The 17,087-nt window shown below is 60.4% G+C and carries 17 protein-coding genes; 11 read left to right on the forward strand and 6 right to left on the reverse strand.

Annotated features, from left to right (window positions below):
• Positions 1-10 precede the first annotated feature (10 nt).
• Complete coding sequence (gene purT, locus ACW9IN_RS12390; RefSeq protein WP_457366140.1) at positions 11-1,192, forward strand: formate-dependent phosphoribosylglycinamide formyltransferase; 1,182 nt, start codon at positions 11-13, stop codon at positions 1,190-1,192.
• A 121-nt stretch (positions 1,193-1,313) separates the two neighbouring features.
• On the opposite strand, the gene ACW9IN_RS12395 is transcribed toward purT, so the two are convergent.
• The 3 genes from ACW9IN_RS12395 to ACW9IN_RS12405 all read right to left on the reverse strand — a co-directional run bounded on the left by ACW9IN_RS12395 (position 1,314) and on the right by ACW9IN_RS12405 (position 5,011).
• Positions 1,314-2,624, reverse strand: coding sequence for an MFS transporter (locus tag ACW9IN_RS12395; RefSeq protein ID WP_457366141.1), 1,311 nt, complete (start codon positions 2,622-2,624; stop codon positions 1,314-1,316).
• 323 nt (positions 2,625-2,947) lie between these two features.
• Positions 2,948-4,186, reverse strand: coding sequence for a transporter associated domain-containing protein (locus tag ACW9IN_RS12400; RefSeq protein ID WP_457366142.1), 1,239 nt, complete (start codon positions 4,184-4,186; stop codon positions 2,948-2,950).
• A 12-nt stretch (positions 4,187-4,198) separates the two neighbouring features.
• On the reverse strand, positions 4,199-5,011 hold the full coding sequence (locus ACW9IN_RS12405; protein ID WP_457366143.1) for a cytochrome C assembly family protein: 813 nt from the start codon (positions 5,009-5,011) through the stop codon (positions 4,199-4,201).
• 234 nt (positions 5,012-5,245) lie between these two features.
• On the opposite strand from ACW9IN_RS12405, the gene ffh reads away from it, so the two are divergent.
• From ffh to thrC, 9 genes are all read left to right on the forward strand, one after another.
• A complete protein-coding gene (gene ffh, locus ACW9IN_RS12410; RefSeq protein ID WP_457366144.1) occupies positions 5,246-6,622 on the forward strand; it encodes a signal recognition particle protein in 1,377 nt (458 codons plus the stop codon).
• A 409-nt stretch (positions 6,623-7,031) separates the two neighbouring features.
• Positions 7,032-7,283, forward strand: coding sequence for a 30S ribosomal protein S16 (gene rpsP / locus ACW9IN_RS12415; RefSeq protein WP_003209587.1), 252 nt, complete (start codon positions 7,032-7,034; stop codon positions 7,281-7,283).
• 5 nt (positions 7,284-7,288) lie between these two features.
• The gene (gene rimM, locus ACW9IN_RS12420; protein ID WP_457366145.1) at positions 7,289-7,825 is read left to right on the forward strand and encodes a ribosome maturation factor RimM; all 537 of its coding nucleotides are present in this window, start codon (positions 7,289-7,291) and stop codon (positions 7,823-7,825) included.
• Positions 7,807-8,580: a tRNA (guanosine(37)-N1)-methyltransferase TrmD gene (trmD, locus tag ACW9IN_RS12425; RefSeq protein ID WP_457366146.1), complete on the forward strand. Its 774-nt coding sequence runs from the start codon at positions 7,807-7,809 to the stop codon at positions 8,578-8,580. Before rimM ends, trmD begins: the two co-directional genes overlap by 19 nt.
• A 45-nt stretch (positions 8,581-8,625) precedes the next feature.
• Complete coding sequence (gene rplS / locus ACW9IN_RS12430) at positions 8,626-8,976, forward strand: 50S ribosomal protein L19 (RefSeq protein ID WP_003175895.1); 351 nt, start codon at positions 8,626-8,628, stop codon at positions 8,974-8,976.
• Positions 8,977-9,086: 110 nt separating this feature from the next.
• The gene (gene xerD / locus ACW9IN_RS12435; protein ID WP_457366147.1) at positions 9,087-9,983 is read left to right on the forward strand and encodes a site-specific tyrosine recombinase XerD; all 897 of its coding nucleotides are present in this window, start codon (positions 9,087-9,089) and stop codon (positions 9,981-9,983) included.
• 155 nt (positions 9,984-10,138) lie between these two features.
• Entirely contained in the window at positions 10,139-10,870 is a 732-nt protein-coding gene (locus tag ACW9IN_RS12440; RefSeq protein WP_457366148.1) for a thioredoxin fold domain-containing protein, read from the forward strand.
• A gap of 116 nt (positions 10,871-10,986) precedes the next feature.
• The gene (locus ACW9IN_RS12445) at positions 10,987-12,291 is read left to right on the forward strand and encodes a homoserine dehydrogenase (RefSeq protein ID WP_457366149.1); all 1,305 of its coding nucleotides are present in this window, start codon (positions 10,987-10,989) and stop codon (positions 12,289-12,291) included.
• 102 nt (positions 12,292-12,393) lie between these two features.
• Positions 12,394-13,803 carry a threonine synthase gene (gene thrC / locus ACW9IN_RS12450; RefSeq protein ID WP_457366150.1) on the forward strand — a complete coding sequence of 470 codons (1,410 nt, stop codon included), beginning with the start codon at positions 12,394-12,396 and terminating at the stop codon, positions 13,801-13,803.
• Between the two features lie 88 nt (positions 13,804-13,891).
• On the opposite strand, the gene ACW9IN_RS12455 is transcribed toward thrC, so the two are convergent.
• The gene (locus ACW9IN_RS12455) at positions 13,892-14,092 is read right to left on the reverse strand and encodes a hypothetical protein (protein ID WP_043205840.1); all 201 of its coding nucleotides are present in this window, start codon (positions 14,090-14,092) and stop codon (positions 13,892-13,894) included.
• Positions 14,093-14,406: 314 nt separating this feature from the next.
• Here ACW9IN_RS12455 and ACW9IN_RS12460 point away from each other — a divergent pair, with 314 nt between their 5' ends.
• Complete coding sequence (locus ACW9IN_RS12460; RefSeq protein WP_457366151.1) at positions 14,407-14,691, forward strand: DUF3509 domain-containing protein; 285 nt, start codon at positions 14,407-14,409, stop codon at positions 14,689-14,691.
• Between the two features lie 170 nt (positions 14,692-14,861).
• On the opposite strand, the gene ACW9IN_RS12465 is transcribed toward ACW9IN_RS12460, so the two are convergent.
• Entirely contained in the window at positions 14,862-15,746 is an 885-nt protein-coding gene (locus ACW9IN_RS12465; protein WP_457366152.1) for a TIGR02285 family protein, read from the reverse strand.
• Complete coding sequence (locus ACW9IN_RS12470; RefSeq protein WP_457366153.1) at positions 15,746-16,945, reverse strand: CaiB/BaiF CoA transferase family protein; 1,200 nt, start codon at positions 16,943-16,945, stop codon at positions 15,746-15,748. The genes ACW9IN_RS12465 and ACW9IN_RS12470 overlap by 1 nt, the downstream gene beginning before the upstream one ends.
• Positions 16,946-17,087: the final 142 nt, after the last annotated feature.

The raw sequence follows: 17,087 nt of genomic DNA on the forward strand, positions 1-17,087 counted from the left end.
AGGACCTGAGATGACCCGAATCGGAACTCCATTGTCGCCAACCGCGACCCGCGTTTTGCTGTGTGGCTGCGGTGAGCTGGGCAAGGAAGTGGTAATCGAACTGCAGCGCCTGGGCGTTGAAGTGATTGCCGTGGATCGCTACGCGAACGCACCGGCCATGCAGGTTGCCCATCGCAGCCATGTCATCAACATGCTCGACGGCGCCGCCCTGCGTGCGGTGATCGAGGCCGAGAAGCCGCATTTCATCGTGCCGGAAATCGAAGCCATCGCCACTGCCACCCTGGTGGAACTGGAGGCCGAAGGCTTCACCGTGATCCCGACCGCGCGCGCCACCTCGCTGACCATGAACCGTGAAGGCATCCGTCGCCTGGCCGCCGAAGAGCTGGACCTGCCGACCTCGCCGTACCACTTCGCCGACACCTTCGAAGACTACAGCCAGGCTGTCCAGGACCTGGGCTTCCCGTGCGTGGTCAAGCCGGTGATGAGCTCGTCGGGCAAGGGCCAGAGCCTGCTGCGCAGCGCGGATGACGTGCAGAAAGCCTGGGACTACGCCCAGGAAGGCGGGCGTGCCGGCAAGGGCCGTGTGATCATTGAAGGCTTCATCGACTTCGACTACGAAATCACCCTGCTGACCGTGCGTCACGTGGGGGGCACCACGTTCTGTGCTCCCGTCGGTCACCGTCAGGAGAAGGGCGACTACCAAGAGTCCTGGCAGCCGCAGACCATGAGCCCGGTCGCGTTGGCCGAGTCCGAGCGCGTGGCCAAGGCCGTGACCGAAGCCCTGGGTGGGCGTGGTCTGTTTGGCGTGGAGTTGTTCATCAAGGGTGACCAGGTGTGGTTCAGCGAAGTGTCGCCGCGTCCCCATGACACCGGCTTGGTGACCCTGATTTCCCAGGACCTGTCGCAGTTTGCCTTGCACGCGCGTGCGATTCTCGGCCTGCCGATCCCTCTGATCCGTCAGTTCGGGCCTTCGGCGTCGGCGGTGATTCTGGTGGAAGGGCAGTCGACCCAGACCGCGTTTGCCAACCTGGGCGCGGCCTTGAGCGAGCCTGACACGGCGTTGCGCCTGTTTGGCAAGCCGGAAGTGAATGGCCAGCGTCGGATGGGTGTGGCGCTGGCGCGCGACGAGTCGATCGAAGCGGCCCGGGCCAAGGCCACGCGGGCTTCCAAGGCTGTTGTGGTAGAGCTGTAACCCCGTAAAGCTCGTTCCCACGCTCCGCGTGGGAGCGCAGCCCAGGACGCTCTGCGTCCCAAAGCGTGACGCAGAGCGTCACAAGAGGCATTCCCACGCAGAGCGTGGGAACGATCATCTATCAGGCGACGCGATTCAAATCATTGTCCCGCGTCTCTTTCAGGCACAGCACAGCGATCAGGCTGAGCACCGCTGCCGCCGACACATACCCGCCGACATAACTCAGGCCGCCCATCGCCACCAGCTTGGTCGCGAAGAACGGTGCCGCCGAGGCGCCCACGATCCCGCCCAGGTTATACGCCGCCGAAGCACCGGTATAACGCACACGGGTCGGGAACAGTTCCGGCAGCATGGCGCCCATCGGTGCGAACGTCACGCCCATCAGGAACAGCTCCAGCGCCAGGAACAGTGCCACCGTCCAGGTCGAACCATGGGTCAGCAACGGCTCCATGGTAAAGCCCGACAGAATGGTGAGGATCGCGCCGACGATCAGCACCGGTTTGCGTCCGAAACGGTCGCTGGCCCAGGCGGCTATTGGCGTGGCCAGGCCCATGAACAGCACAGCGAAACACAGCAGACCGAGGAAGGTTTCCCGGCTGTAGCCCAGTGTCGAGACGCCGTAGCTCAGGGAAAACGCAGTGGTGATGTAGAACAAGGCGTAGCACACCACCATTGAGGCGGCGCCCAGCAATACCGGCACCCAGTGCTGGCTGAACAGCTCTACCAGCGGCACTTTCACCGGGGCTTGTTTGGCCACGGCATTGGCGAACACCGGCGTTTCGTGCAGTTTCAAGCGTGCATACAGGCCGACCATCACCAGCGCAGCGCTGAGGATGAACGGAATGCGCCAACCCCAACTGCGAAATTGCTCGTCACTCAGGCCCATGGCCAGGATCAGGAACAAACCGTTCGCCGCAAGGAACCCGATGGAAGGGCCCAGCTGGGGGAACATGCCGAACCAGGCGCGCTTGCCCTTGGGTGCATTCTCGGTGGCCAACAAGGCGGCTCCACCCCATTCCCCGCCAAGGCCCAGGCCCTGGCCGAAACGCAGTACGCACAACAGGATCGGCGCCCAGGCGCCAATGCTGTCATAGCCCGGCAGCAGGCCGATCAAGGTGGTGCACACGCCCATCAGCAGCAGCGAGGCCACTAGGGTCGACTTGCGACCGATACGGTCCCCAAAGTGCCCGAACAGCGCCGAACCCAGCGGTCGGGCGATAAAGGCGATCCCGAAAGTCAGGAACGACGCCAGCATCTGCGCGGTGCCCGAGGTCTGCGGGAAGAACACCGGCCCGATCACCAGAGCGGCGGCGGTGGCGTAGATATAGAAGTCGTAGAACTCGATGGCGGTGCCGATGATGCTCGCGGTGGCAACCCGACTTGTCGAGTTGCTCGGCGGCGCGGCGGCGGCCTCGGTGTAGGTGGTGCTCATGGAGAAATCCCTGACGGTCGTTGCGCGTGTGAACGCGAAATGGTTGTGGGGCCGAACACCCATGGGTCATGGGCAATGCACGGGGAGGGCTCGGGGATAAGAGCGCACGCCGGTCAGGCAGGGTAAAGCAGTGCCGGGACTCGTGGAGTGCGGGTAGCACGCGGTCGGGCGAAGCTTGGGTAAGCCGCAGGGATTATAGGAAGGGAGCTAAGTATTCAACAAGAGGGGAAAACGGCGAATTTTAGCGAGAAATGGGATCCATCTTGCGGGCTGCGGCCTTTGTTGGGCTTCGCGTTGCGCAAATGCAACCCTGGAGCGGTAATTTATGTCGCGGCAGGTATGTGGCTGGTGTGCCAGAGCAGCACCTTGCTTACGCGGTTGTCCTCGGTCTCGAGAATCTCCAGGCGATAGCGACCGATCTTCAGGCATACCGCGCAATCGGGGATGGTTTCCAGCGCTTCGGTCACCAGGCCGTTGAGGGTCTTCGGGCCGTCGCTGGGCAGGTGCCAACCCAGGCTTTTGTTCAGTTCGCGCAGGGAGGCGGCGCCGTCGATGATGTAACGGCCATCCGGCTGCGCTTCGACATGCGGGTTGTCCGCATTCTGTTCGCTTTCGAACTCACCGACGATTTCTTCGAGGATATCTTCCAGGGTCACGATGCCCAGCACTTCGCCGTATTCGTCCACCACCATGCCCAGCCGGCGCTGCTGTTTATGGAAGTTCAGCAATTGCAGTTGCAGGGGTGTGCTTTCCGGGACGAAGTAGGGCTCGTGGCAGGCCGCGAGCAAAGCCTCCTTGGTAAGGCTGGCATCGGGCAGCAGGTGTTGGATCTGCCGAGTGTTGAGCACGGCTTCGACCTGATTGATATCGCTGTGAAACACCGGCAAGCGGGTGCGCTGGGACGTGCGCAACTGTTCGATGATGTCTTCGACCGAGTCATCCAGGTTGATCCCGTCCACCTCGCTGCGAGGGACCAGGATGTCGTTGACCGTGATGTTGTCCAGGGCGTGGATGCCGGGCATGCCCGGGGTACGGCCTTCGTCGGCTTCAGGCTCGGATTCATCGCCCTGTTCCGGCAAGGGTTCGTCGCTGTTTTTCACGACCCCGGCCTTGCGCGCGAACGGGCGCAGTAACAACAGGCTGGCGCCATTGAGCAGCCAGGCGAAGGGGTACAGGATTTTCAGGGGGACGCCCAGCAGCGCGTTGCCAAAACCCAACACCGCCTGTGGGTAGCGAGTGGCCAGGGTGCGGGGCAGGTAATCGGCCAGGACCAGCAGGATCGTGGAGGAAATCAGCCAGCCCAGCCAGGGGCCGTTTTGCGCCCAGGCATAGATCGCCAGCAGGGTGCAGAGAATCACCACCACCCCGCGGCACAGGGTGTTGCACAGAATCAGGCTGTTACGCGGAAAGTTCAGGCGGGCGGCAGCCTTGTCACCCTGACGTGTGCCGGGGCGCAGGGCCAGCAGGTGCTGCTGGGCCGCTTCGATGGCGGTGAACAGCGCCGCCCACAACACCAGCAGGGCAATTACCGCGAGCATCGGCCCCAGGGGCAGGTTGTCCATGTTCGCCGCCCGTCAGATATGCAGGATGTATTCGCGGACCAGCTTGCTGCCGAAATAGGCCAGCATCAGCAGGCAGAAACCGGCCAGGGTCCAGCGGATCGCCTTGTGCCCGCGCCAGCCCAGGCGGTTGCGGCCCCACAGCAGCACGCTGAACACCACCCAGGCCAGGCACGCCAGCAAGGTTTTGTGTACCAGGTGCTGGGCGAAGAGGTTCTCGACGAACAGCCAGCCGGAAATCAGCGACAGCGACAGCAACGTCCAGCCGGCCCAGAGGAAACCGAACAACAGGCTTTCCATGGTTTGCAGGGGCGGGAAGTTCTTGATCAGCCCGGACGGGTGCTTGTGCTTGAGCTGGTGGTCCTGCAGCAGCAGGAGCAAGGCCTGAAACACTGCGATGGTGAACATGCCGTAGGCGAGGATCGACAGCAGGATGTGGGCAAGGATGCCTGGCTCTTCATCGATGACCTGCACGGTGCCCGTGGGGGCGAACTGTGCCAGCAGCACTGTCAGCATGCCCAGCGGGAACAGCAGCACCAGCAGGTTCTCGACAGGAATCCGGTAGCAGGCCAGCAACGTGAGGGCGATGACCGCCGCCGCGATCAGGCTGGCGGCGCTGAAAAAGTCCAGGCCCAGGCCGACCGGTGTCAGCAGGTGGGTGAACAGGCTGGCTGCATGGGCCAGCAGGGCCAGCACGCCAAGGCCCACGAGCAGGCGTTTGTCCGCCTTGGCGCCTTTGGCCAGACGAGTGCCCTGATAGAGGGTCGCAGCGGCATACAAAATGGCGGCGGCGAGGCTGGGTAGCAAACTGGGTGACAAGGGGACCATAAATCCTGATAGACAAGCCCGAAAGGCGCTGAGTTTGGCATACCCCCGCGTTCCACGAAAGACTCCCGGGCCAGACAGCGGGTGTGCACGGCGGCAGTCTTCGCTATAATCCGCGACCTGCCCATGCCGCAGGCTCGCCGAGCGCTGTTTTTAACAGCGATTGATTACAGCCTGGGCCGCCATTACCTCGGTCTACCAATGCACTTCGCTGATTAGGGCCTGAAAGGATCGCGCATGTTTGAAAACTTGACTGACCGTCTCTCGCAGACGCTGCGCCACGTTACCGGCAAGGCCAAGCTGACCGAGGACAATATCAAAGACACCCTGCGCGAAGTGCGCATGGCGCTGCTGGAAGCCGACGTCGCCTTGCCGGTGGTGAAGGACTTCGTCAATTCGGTCAAAGAGCGTGCGGTGGGCACCGAGGTGTCCCGCAGCCTGACGCCGGGCCAAGCCTTTGTGAAGATCGTCCAGGCCGAGCTCGAAAGCCTGATGGGCGCGGCCAACGAAGACCTGAACCTCAGCGCCGTACCGCCGGCCGTCGTATTGATGGCGGGTTTGCAGGGTGCGGGTAAAACCACCACCGCCGGCAAGCTGGCGCGCCTGCTGAAAGAACGCAAGAAGAAGTCGGTGATGGTTGTATCCGCCGACGTCTATCGCCCGGCGGCGATCAAGCAGCTCGAAACACTGGCCAACGACATCGGCGTGACGTTCTTCCCGTCCGACCTCAGCCAGAAGCCGGTGGACATCGCCACCGCTGCTATTAAGGAAGCCAGGCTCAAGTTCATCGATGTGGTGATCGTCGACACCGCTGGTCGCCTGCACATCGATGACGAGATGATGCACGAGATCAAGGCGCTGCACGCCGCGATCAACCCGGTCGAAACCCTGTTCGTGGTCGACGCCATGACCGGCCAGGACGCCGCCAACACCGCCAAGGCGTTTGGCGATGCCTTGCCGCTGACCGGCGTGATCCTGACCAAGGTCGACGGCGACGCCCGTGGCGGTGCTGCATTGTCGGTGCGCGCCATTACCGGCAAGCCGATCAAGTTCATCGGTATGGGCGAGAAGAGCGAAGCGCTCGAACCGTTCCATCCTGAACGGATCGCCTCGCGCATCCTCGGCATGGGTGACGTGCTCAGCTTGATCGAGCAGGCCGAAGCCACGCTCGACAAGGACAAGGCCGACAAACTGGCCAAAAAGCTGAAGAAGGGCAAGGGCTTCGACCTCGAAGACTTCCGCGACCAACTGCAACAAATGAAGAACATGGGGGGGCTGGGCGGCCTGATGGACAAGCTGCCGAATATCGGCGGTGTGAACCTGGCGCAAATGGGCAACGCCCAGGGTGCGGCAGAGAAGCAGTTCAAGCAGATGGAAGCCATCATCAACTCCATGACCCCGGCCGAGCGTCGTGACCCGGAGCTGATCAGCGGTTCGCGCAAGCGCCGTATCGCCTTGGGTTCCGGTACCCAGGTGCAGGACATCGGTCGCTTGATCAAGCAGCACAAGCAGATGCAGAAGATGATGAAGAAGTTTTCCGCCAAGGGCGGCATGGCCAAGATGATGCGCGGCATGGGCGGTATGTTGCCCGGCGGCGGCATGCCCAAAATATAGTGACCTGTTTCGAGGATAGCTGCTCAATTATGGCGGCGTCTGTTGTCCTCATGCTGCGTTGCCGCTCCTCCCCATAGCCAGCTATGAGTCGTCGCGGCGCCTTGCCTGAGAACAACAGCCACTCGCCAAAATCGAGCGCTATCCACGAAACAGGCCACAAGAATTCGAGCGCAAGCCCGCTTGTGCTCCGACCCACAGGGATGTGGGATCTCCAGCAAACCCGCCATTGGCGGGCGCTGACTCGCCGTTTTAACCGACGGCTCTATAGCAGATCTGAATGGCACGCCGATAGGCGCCAGAAAAAGGCATTTGCAAAAGTCCGGATATTCCTTAGAATATGCGGCCTTTCGGGCACCCATGCCCGCTGTGCATTTAGATTTGCAGCACCGACTACAGGAACGATGTTCACATGCTAACAATCCGTCTTGCCCTTGGCGGCTCCAAAAAGCGCCCGTTTTACCACTTGACCGTAACTGACAGCCGCAACCCACGTGACGGCTCTCACAAGGAACAAGTTGGCTTCTTCAACCCGATCGCTCGTGGTCAAGAAGTTCGTCTGTCCGTGAACCAAGAGCGCGTAGCCTACTGGCTGAGCGTTGGTGCACAACCATCTGAGCGTGTTGCTCAGCTGTTGAAGGACGCTTCTAAGGCTGCGGCCTGAGCGATATGAACGCGACGCCAGCTGTTGCTGATGATTTGATCGTTATCGGCAAGATTTACTCTGTTCATGGCGTTCGCGGCGAAGTGAAGGTGTATTCCTTTACGGATCCGACTGAAAACCTGTTGCAGTACAAAACCTGGACGCTCAAGCGCGAAGGTAGTGTGAAACAGGTCGAGCTGGTCAGTGGACGCGGGAGCGACAAGTTCCTGGTCGCAAAGCTCAAGGGTCTCGATGATCGTGATGAAGCTCGTCTTCTGGCCGGTTATGAGATCTGCGTGCCGCGCAACCTGTTCCCTGAATTGACCGACGGCGAGTACTACTGGTACCAGCTGGAAGGTCTGAAGGTTGTTGATCAACTCGGGCAATTGCTCGGGAAAATCGATCATCTTCTGGAAACCGGCGCCAATGATGTAATGGTGGTCAAGCCTTGCGCTGGCAGCCTGGATGATCGCGAACGCCTGTTGCCCTATACGGAGCAATGCGTGTTGGCCGTTGACCTGGCAGCGGGCGAGATGAAGGTGGAATGGGACGCGGACTTCTAAGCGTGGCTAATTTGCGCATTGAAGTGATCAGTTTGTTTCCCGAGATGTTCTCCGCCATCAGCGAATACGGCATCACCAGTCGGGCGGTGAAACAGGGGCTGTTGCAGCTCACCTGTTGGAACCCGCGAGACTACACGACGGATCGACATCACACTGTGGATGATCGCCCATTTGGCGGTGGTCCGGGCATGGTGATGAAGATCAAGCCCCTGGAAGACGCGTTGGTTCAGGCCAAGGCAGTCGCCGGGGAGAAGGCGAAGGTTATTTACCTGTCCCCTCAAGGCCGTCAGCTGAAACAGGCGGCGGTACGCGAACTGGCGAATGAGGAAGCATTGATCCTGATTGCCGGTCGCTATGAAGGCATTGACGAGCGTTTTATTGATGCTCATGTCGATGAAGAGTGGTCGATTGGGGACTATGTCCTGTCTGGCGGTGAGCTGCCGGCGATGGTCCTGATAGATGCGGTTACACGGCTGCTGCCTGGAGCTTTAGGGCATGCGGACTCCGCGGAGGAAGATTCCTTCACGGATGGTTTGCTGGATTGCCCGCACTACACCCGTCCGGAGGTGTATGCGGATCAGCGTGTTCCCGACGTATTGCTAAGTGGCAATCACGCACACATCCGGCGTTGGCGTTTACAGCAGTCCCTTGGTCGGACCTATGAACGACGCGCCGATCTTCTGGAAAGCCGCTCGCTTTCTGGAGAAGAGAAGAAGCTGCTCGAGGAATACATCCTCGCGCGGGACGATAGTTAACAACGTATCGATGGTAGGTCCATTGACTTACCTTAGGAGCACAGCATGACTAACAAAATCATCCTTGCACTCGAAGCAGAGCAGATGACCAAAGAGATCCCTACCTTTGCCCCGGGCGACACCATCGTCGTTCAGGTGAAAGTGAAGGAAGGCGACCGTTCGCGTCTGCAAGCGTTCGAAGGCGTGGTAATTGCCAAGCGTAACCGTGGTGTGAACAGTGCTTTCACTGTTCGTAAAATCTCCAACGGTGTTGGCGTAGAGCGTACTTTCCAGACCTACAGCCCGCAAATCGACAGCATGGCCGTCAAGCGTCGCGGTGACGTACGTAAAGCCAAGCTGTACTACCTGCGTGACCTGTCCGGTAAAGCAGCTCGCATCAAGGAAAAGCTGGCTTAAGTCCAGCGTTCCGATGCAGAAAAAAGCAGCCTACGGGCTGCTTTTTTGTGCCTGTGATTTAAGGTCCGGGATAGGATCTGCCCGATGCCACCTTTTTTGCCTGAGTGCCTATGCCCGCCATCGACCATCCCCTGATTGACCGCTTCCTCGACGCCCTGTGGCTGGAGAAAGGCTTGTCGGACAACACGCGACAGGCCTATCGCAGCGACCTGGCGTTGTTCAATGGCTGGTTGCAAGAGAAAAACCTCGAACTGGTCAACGCAGGCCGCGAGTTGATCCTCGATCACCTGGCCTGGCGTCTGGAGCAGAATTACAAGCCACGCTCCACGGCGCGATTTCTCTCAGGTGTGCGGGGTTTTTACCGCTACTTGCTGCGGGAAAAGCTGATCGCTCTCGATCCGACTTTGCAAGTCGACATGCCACAACTTGGCAGGCCGCTGCCCAAATCCCTGTCGGAAGCCGATGTTGAGGCGTTGCTTGCGGCTCCCGACCTGAGTGAGCCCATCGGCCAGCGTGATCGCGCGATGCTGGAAGTGTTGTATGCCTGCGGCCTGCGGGTGACCGAGTTGATCAGTCTGACCCTGGAGCAGGTCAACCTGCGTCAGGGCGTGTTGCGTGTGATGGGCAAGGGTAGCAAGGAGCGTCTGGTGCCGATGGGGGAGGAGGCGATCGTGTGGGTCGAGCGCTATATGCGTGATGCCCGCAGCGAATTGCTCGGTGGGCGACCCAGTGATGTGCTGTTTCCCAGTCTGCGCGGCGAGCAGATGACGCGCCAGACTTTCTGGCACCGAATCAAGCATCAGGCCAAGGTGGCCGGGATCGGCAAAGCGCTCTCGCCACACACGTTGCGTCATGCGTTTGCCACGCATTTGCTCAATCACGGGGCAGATTTGCGTGTCGTCCAGATGCTGCTGGGCCACAGTGATTTATCCACCACCCAGATCTATACCCACGTAGCACGCGCACGTTTGCAGGACATGCACGCCAAACATCACCCGCGCGGCTGAAAATATACCCTTCAACACGGCCAATTTGCCCGCCACGGGCTGCCCTTGCGCCCAACTGTGGTAGGCTTTGCCGGTTAGCAAAGGGGACGGCCCATGCCCGGGTTTCCGCATCGGTGCGACTGCTTCCGTCCCTGCATCTGCCTTCAGGAGTTCCCATGCGCTTGACCCAGATTATTGCCGCCGCAGCCATTGCGTTGGTTTCCACCTTTGTCTTTGCCGATGACGCGGCTGAGCAGACCATCCGCAAGAGCCTGGCCAACCTGCAACTGGACACGCCGATCGAAAGCATCAGCGCGAGCCCCATGGCCGGTCTGTACGAGGTCAAGCTCAAGGGCAGTCGCGTGCTGTACGCCAGTGCGGACGGCCAGTACATCGTCCAGGGCTACCTGTTCCAATTGAAGGACGGCAAGCCGGTCAACCTGACCGAGAAAGCCGAGCGGCTGGGTGTTTCCAAGCTGATCAATGGCATCCCGGTCGCTGAAACCGTGGTTTATCCGGCTATTGGCGAGACCAAGACCCACATCACCGTGTTTACCGACACCACCTGCCCGTACTGCCATAAGCTGCATGCCGAAGTGCCGGCGCTGAACAAACTGGGTGTGGAAGTACGCTACGTCGCGTTCCCGCGCCAGGGCCTGGGTTCGCCAGGTGACGAGCAACTGCAAGCCGTGTGGTGCTCCGCCGACAAGAAAGCGGCCATGGACAAGATGGTCGATGGCAAGGAAATCAAGGCGGCCAAATGTGCCAACCCGGTTTCCAAGCAATTTGCCTTGGGGCAGTCCATTGGCGTCAACGGTACCCCGGCCATCGTTTTGGCTGACGGCCAGGTAATTCCGGGCTACCAGCCGGCCCCGCAAGTTGCCAAACTGGCGCTGAGTGCCAAGTAAACCCGTATCGAATCAAAGCCTGTCGACCCGTCGACGGGTGGTTAATTGAAAGCCGCAGTCGTGCGGCTGTTTTCCACGGCCGACCTAGTGTCGGCCGTTTCATGGGGAGTTCTGCAGTGAAACCGGTCAAAGTAGGCATCTGTGGTTTAGGGACCGTCGGTGGCGGCACCTTCAACGTACTTCAGCGTAACGCAGAGGAAATTTCCCGCCGCGCAGGCCGTGGGATTGAAGTGGCGCAAATTGCCACGCGTTCGCCAAAACCCCAGTTCCAGACGACCGGTATTGCGATTACCAACGATGTCTTCGCCGTAGCGACCAACCCTGAAATCGATATCGTGATCGAGCTGGTCGGCGGCTACACCGTGGCCCGCGAGCTGGTGCTCAAGGCCATCGAGAATGGCAAGCACGTGGTCACGGCCAACAAGGCACTGATCGCCGTGCACGGCAACGAGATCTTCGCCAAGGCTCGCGAGAAGGGCGTGATCGTGGCGTTCGAAGCCGCCGTCGCTGGTGGTATCCCGGTGATCAAGGCCATCCGCGAAGGTCTGTCCGCCAACCGCATCAACTGGGTGGCCGGCATCATCAACGGCACCGGCAACTTCATCCTTACCGAAATGCGCGAGAAGGGCCGTACCTTCGAAGACGTGCTGGCCGAAGCCCAGGCTCTGGGTTACGCCGAAGCCGACCCGACGTTCGACGTGGAAGGCATCGACGCCGCCCACAAGCTGACCATCCTGGCATCCATCGCCTTTGGTATCCCGCTGCAGTTCGACAAGGCCTACACCGAAGGCATCACCCAGCTGACCACCGCTGACGTGAACTACGCCGAAGCCCTGGGCTACCGCATCAAACACCTGGGCGTGGCGCGCAGCACTCCGACCGGTATCGAGTTGCGCGTGCACCCGACGCTGATCCCGGCGGATCGTCTGATCGCCAACGTCAATGGCGTGATGAACGCAGTGATGGTCAACGGTGATGCCGCCGGTTCGACGTTGTTCTACGGCGCCGGGGCCGGCATGGAGCCAACTGCCTCGTCGGTGATCGCCGACCTGGTGGACGTGGTTCGCGCCATGACCAGCGACCCGGAAAACCGCGTGCCGCACCTGGCCTTTCAGCCGGACTCGCTGTCGGCCCACCCGATCCTGCCGATCGAAGCCTGCGAAAGCGCCTACTACCTGCGGATCCAGGCCAAGGATCATCCGGGCGTCCTGGCCCAGGTGGCCAGCATCCTGTCGGAGCGCGGCATCAACATCGAATCGATCATGCAGAAGGAAGTCGAGGAGCAAAACGGCCAGGTGCCGATGATCCTGCTGACCCACCGCGTGCTCGAGCAGCACATCAACGATGCTATCCGGGCCCTGGAAGCGCTTCAGGGCGTCGTTGGGCCGGTAGTCCGTATTCGCGTCGAACATTTGAATTAATTCAGCTGCAAGCGCCAAGCTGCAAGCTTCAAGCAGAAGCAGATCCGCTTTAACTTGAAGCTTGTCACTTGAAGCTTGAGCCCAAACCGAAGGTTTGCCCCCATGCGTTATATCAGCACCCGCGGCCAGGCACCGGCCCTGAATTTCGAAGACGTCCTGCTGGCGGGCCTCGCCACTGACGGCGGCCTGTACGTGCCGGAAAACCTGCCCCGCTTCACCCAGGAAGAAATCGCCTCATGGGCCGGCCTGCCGTACCACGAGCTGGCGTTCCGGGTGATGCGCCCGTTCGTCACCGGGAGCATTCCGGATGCGGACTTCAAGAAGATCCTGGAAGAGACGTACGGCGTGTTTTCCCACAACGCCATTGCTCCATTGCGTCAGTTGAACAGCAATGAATGGGTACTGGAGCTGTTTCACGGCCCGACCCTGGCATTCAAGGACTTCGCCCTGCAACTGCTCGGCCGGCTGTTGGACTACGTGCTGGAGAAGCGCGGCGAGCGCGTGGTGATCATCGGTGCGACTTCCGGGGATACCGGCTCGGCGGCCATCGAAGGCTGCAAGCACTGCGAAAACGTCGACATCTTCATCCTGCACCCGCACAACCGCGTATCGGAAGTGCAGCGACGCCAGATGACCACCATTTTCGGTGAGAACATCCACAACATCGCCATCGAAGGCAACTTCGATGACTGCCAGGAAATGGTCAAGGCCAGCTTTGCCGACCAAAGCTTCCTGAAGGGCACGCGGCTGGTGGCGGTGAACTCGATCAACTGGGCGCGGATCATGGCCCAGATCGTCTATTACTTCCATGCGTCCCTGCAGTTGGGCGGCCCGGCGCGTTCGGTCTCGTTCTCGGTGCCGACCGGCAACTTCGGCGACATCTTCGCCGGTTACCTGGCGCGCAACATGGGGTTGCCGATCAACCAGTTGATCGTCGCCACCAACCGCAATGACATCCTGCACCGCTTCATGAGCGGCAACCAGTACGTCAAGGAAACCCTGCACGCTACCTTGTCGCCATCGATGGACATCATGGTCTCGTCGAACTTCGAGCGTTTGCTGTTCGACATGCATGGTCGCAACGGCGCGGCGATTGCCGGCTTGATGGACACCTTCAAGCGTGGCGGCGGCTTCAGCGTGGATGAAGAGCGATGGACCGAAACCCGCAAGCTGTTCGACTCCCTGGCCGTGGACGACGCGCAGACCTGCGAAACCATCGCTGAAGTCTACGCCCAGACCGGCGAGCTGCTGGACCCGCACACCGCCATCGGCGTGAAAGCCGCTCGGGAATGCCGTCGCAGCCTGGATACGCCGATGGTGATCCTCGGGACTGCGCATCCGGTGAAATTCCCGGAGGCGGTGGTAAAGGCAGGCATTGGCAAGGCGCTGGAACTGCCGGTGCATTTGGTCGATTTGTTGGAGCGCGAAGAGCGTTGCACCGTGTTGGCCAATGACCTGAAGGCGGTGCAGGGGTTTGTGAGCCAGCATGGCAACCGGGGCAAGCCGTTGTAAGGCAAGCCGCGTAGACAAGAACGCCGCTGTCCCTTCCTTGGGGCAGCGGCGTTTTTTGTTTCAGGCAGGCCCGGCTTGGCGTGAGCGGCTACGTTAGAAGTTTCTGCACGATTGCCAATACGGTGCTGAACGCCGTAAACATGGCCATTACCACCCCCAGGGGGTACCAGAAATTTTCACGGGTTATCTTGTGTGTTTCAGCAGTGAGTTTGCGTTGCTCCGCATAGATGCGTGATATGTCGGCGTGAATCTTCTCTAACGCCGCTTGCTCTTTGTCGTGTTCCAGCATTGTCTTCATCCTTCGCAATAAGGGCCTTTTGACATGCGCTTTTATCTGCCTGGCAGCACTGCCCGCGCTCACCGAGTATAGGATTCACCTTCTGCCGCATCCGCCGGCAACCCCCAAAACACCCATCCATTGCGTAAGCAGTTATGTGCGCCCGTTTTTTGCCTGTCATGTTGCAAGCGCATGCTGGATCAAGTCACTCCCTGACGCCCCCATAGCGACGATAAAGCGAACTTTCCTACGTCACAAACAGTCACTTAGGATAGAAGCTGCCCCCGTTGAAACGATTGTTCCCGAACTATTGAGTGGTGATCGAGATGGAAAGTATCAGCCTATTGCTCGAAGAAGCGCTGAGCCCTTATCAGGTTACGTTGACCACCTGCGGTGTGCAGGGCGAGCGCCTGGTAACCGTGAAAAGTCCTGCCGGTGCCATCGTGGTCGAGCGTGAAGTCGACCAGGCGCAATTGCTCGACAAGCGTGCGTTGGTGGATGTAGTGGACTGCCTGCTGCGCGATCTGAAAATCGCCGAGGGGCGTCTGGAGCCTTCCGTGATTGCCGCGTTGCGCAATGCCGCCCAGACCCGCGGCGCCGCATTGGCATGAAGAATTATTTTTCTTCGGAACCTTCCTACGTGGTGGTCGGTCAGATTTCGTAACAGCAAGAGCAAACATTGTGCTCCGGTGTTTGTGGCTTGTTGTACTGGTCTTTGTGGACCACGTTTAACCCCGAGTTGTCTCCCCACTGCTCGGGGTTTCTTTTTGCCCGCGATTTGTCAGGGTTGCGGGTCCTGGAAAAAGCTTGGGTTATCCCGCAGATACTCTTCCCGCATAGTCGGATCCAGCCACGACGCGTAGGATTGTTGTACCTGTTCCTGTGGAATTTCCCGGATCACCTGGTCGATCCGTTGAATTGCCTCGCGTCCCTGAAGGGTGTCCGAACATCCGATGTGCGTGCGCTGGTAGGGCGCCGAGCCCTTGATGGGGTAGAAACTCAGGTCATCCGTCGCGATCCCCTGCTGCATCGCGTGATAGCGGATTTCCGGCCAGTAGCCCAGCACGGCTTCCAGTCTTCCCAGACGTTGCATCTGCAGCAGGCTGCCCAAGGCATCATTCCCGTAATGAAGCGCCAGTTTGTGCGGATCGGCCTGCTTGAGCCGCTCATCGATGATCGGTCCATAACTGCGTTCCGCGATGGCGCCTACGCGTGATTTGCGGCCCTCGAGAAAGGCCTGCAAGTCGAACTGCCCCTCGTCGATGAACGGCGCCAGTTCGCTCAGATGGCTGCGCCGAAGGGTGACGCCGTTGCTGGCGACCACAAAGGCCTGGCTGGAAAAAACGATGTACCGGGCCCGCTCCGAGGTCCACAGCAGCGACGGATCACAGGTGAAACTCGGTTCGCGCAGCATTTGCATGCCCCGTGCGCGGTTGACGTGCAGCACCTGGTGCCGATATTCCGGCAGGCGTTCGATCAGCATCGGCAGTAGCTGGTCAAGCGCCCCCTGACCCTTGCGCGGGCCTTCGAAGATGGTCAAAGGGGGGAGGTCGCGCAATAGCCAGATCAAGGTGTCCCCGGCCTGTGCCGGCAGCGAACACCCGCTCGACAGCAGGCCGGCGATGCACAAGCGAGGCAGCCAGTGCGCGCGGCGGTAACGGACCATCAAATGGCGCCATCCTCGCGCAGACGGGTGATGGCAGCACTGTCATAGCCCAATGTCGCCAGCACCTGGGCGTTGTGCTCACCCAACTGCGGCCCGACCCATTTACAGCTGCCGGGAGTGTCCGACAGCTTGGGCACGATGCCTGGCATCTTGAAGTCCTTGCCGCCCGGCAATTGCGCCTTGAGGAACATCTCCCTGGCCAGGAATTGCGGGTCGCCCAGCATGTCTTCGGCGCTGTAGATGCGGCTGGCGGGCACATCGGCCTGGTTGAGCTGTTCCACCACCTGCTCCAGCGGTAGCGAGTTGACCCAGCGATCGATCACGCCATACAACTCATCGCGACGGCTGTCGCGCCCATCGTTGCTGGCCAGTTGCGGATCGTTGGCCAGGTCATCACGACCAATGGCCGACATGAAGCGCTTGAAGATTGCATCGCCGTTGGCGCCGATCTGCACGTGTTTGCCGTCGGCGCTGGTGTGAATCGAAGAGGGTGTGATGCCGGGCATGATGTTACCGGTGCGCTCACGGATAAACCCGAATACATCGAACTCCGGGATCATACTTTCCATCATTGCGAAAATGGCTTCGTACAGCGCCACATCCACCACCTGGCCCAGTCCGCCGTTGACCTCGCGGTGACGCAGCGCCATCAGCGCGCCGATCACCGCCCACAGGGCCGCGATGGAGTCACCGATGGAAATCCCGGTGCGCACCGGGGGGCGATCCTCGAACCCGGTGATATAGCGCAGCCCGCCCATGGACTCGCCTACCGCGCCAAATCCAGGCTGGTCTTTCATCGGTCCGGTCTGGCCGAAACCCGAGAGGCGCACCATCACCAGTTTTGGATTGAGCGCATGCAGGGTTTCCCAGCTCAGGCCGAGTTTTTCCAGTACGCCGGGGCGGAAGTTTTCGATCAGGATGTCGGCGTCCGCCAGCAATTGCTTGAGGATCGCCAGGCCGTCGGGGTGCTTGAGGTTCAGGGTCAGCGACTGCTTGTTGCGCGCCTGCACGAACCACCACAGCGAAGTGCCCTCATACAGCTTGCGCCATTTGCGCAGCGGGTCGCCGCCGTCCGGCGATTCCACCTTGATCACCTCGGCGCCAAACTCCGCGCAGATGCGTGAGGCGAACGGGCCGGCGATCAGCGTACCGAGTTCGATGACTTTCAGGCCGGCAAGCGGTTTGGCATTAAACGACATGGGGATCCTTGTCTGCGCAGGGCTGGAGTGTGAAGCCTTTTAACATAGGTGCACGCCCCCTAGAAGAAGGATGCCGTTCAGTATTCGTTGAATGCCCTCGCCATCGGTTAGACTGACCGCCTTTTCCTGTCTCTAGAAGCCC

It is taken from the genome of Pseudomonas sp. SDO5271_S396 (assembly GCF_054071795.1).

Bases quoted from the DNA above. Each gene is read 5' to 3' on its own strand.
- purT (WP_457366140.1), top strand. From the start codon at position 11: ATGACCCGAATCGGAACTCCATTGTCGCCAACCGCGACCCGCGTTTTG.
- ACW9IN_RS12395 (WP_457366141.1), bottom strand. From the start codon at position 2,624: ATGAGCACCACCTACACCGAGGCCGCCGCCGCGCCGCCGAGCAACTCG.
- ACW9IN_RS12400 (WP_457366142.1), bottom strand. From the start codon at position 4,186: ATGGACAACCTGCCCCTGGGGCCGATGCTCGCGGTAATTGCCCTGCTG.
- ACW9IN_RS12405 (WP_457366143.1), bottom strand. From the start codon at position 5,011: ATGGTCCCCTTGTCACCCAGTTTGCTACCCAGCCTCGCCGCCGCCATT.
- ffh (WP_457366144.1), top strand. From the start codon at position 5,246: ATGTTTGAAAACTTGACTGACCGTCTCTCGCAGACGCTGCGCCACGTT.
- rpsP (WP_003209587.1), top strand. From the start codon at position 7,032: ATGCTAACAATCCGTCTTGCCCTTGGCGGCTCCAAAAAGCGCCCGTTT.
- rimM (WP_457366145.1), top strand. From the start codon at position 7,289: ATGAACGCGACGCCAGCTGTTGCTGATGATTTGATCGTTATCGGCAAG.
- trmD (WP_457366146.1), top strand. From the start codon at position 7,807: ATGGGACGCGGACTTCTAAGCGTGGCTAATTTGCGCATTGAAGTGATC.
- rplS (WP_003175895.1), top strand. From the start codon at position 8,626: ATGACTAACAAAATCATCCTTGCACTCGAAGCAGAGCAGATGACCAAA.
- xerD (WP_457366147.1), top strand. From the start codon at position 9,087: ATGCCCGCCATCGACCATCCCCTGATTGACCGCTTCCTCGACGCCCTG.
- ACW9IN_RS12440 (WP_457366148.1), top strand. From the start codon at position 10,139: ATGCGCTTGACCCAGATTATTGCCGCCGCAGCCATTGCGTTGGTTTCC.
- thrC (WP_457366150.1), top strand. From the start codon at position 12,394: ATGCGTTATATCAGCACCCGCGGCCAGGCACCGGCCCTGAATTTCGAA.
- ACW9IN_RS12455 (WP_043205840.1), bottom strand. From the start codon at position 14,092: ATGCTGGAACACGACAAAGAGCAAGCGGCGTTAGAGAAGATTCACGCC.
- ACW9IN_RS12460 (WP_457366151.1), top strand. From the start codon at position 14,407: ATGGAAAGTATCAGCCTATTGCTCGAAGAAGCGCTGAGCCCTTATCAG.
- ACW9IN_RS12465 (WP_457366152.1), bottom strand. From the start codon at position 15,746: ATGGTCCGTTACCGCCGCGCGCACTGGCTGCCTCGCTTGTGCATCGCC.
- ACW9IN_RS12470 (WP_457366153.1), bottom strand. From the start codon at position 16,945: ATGTCGTTTAATGCCAAACCGCTTGCCGGCCTGAAAGTCATCGAACTC.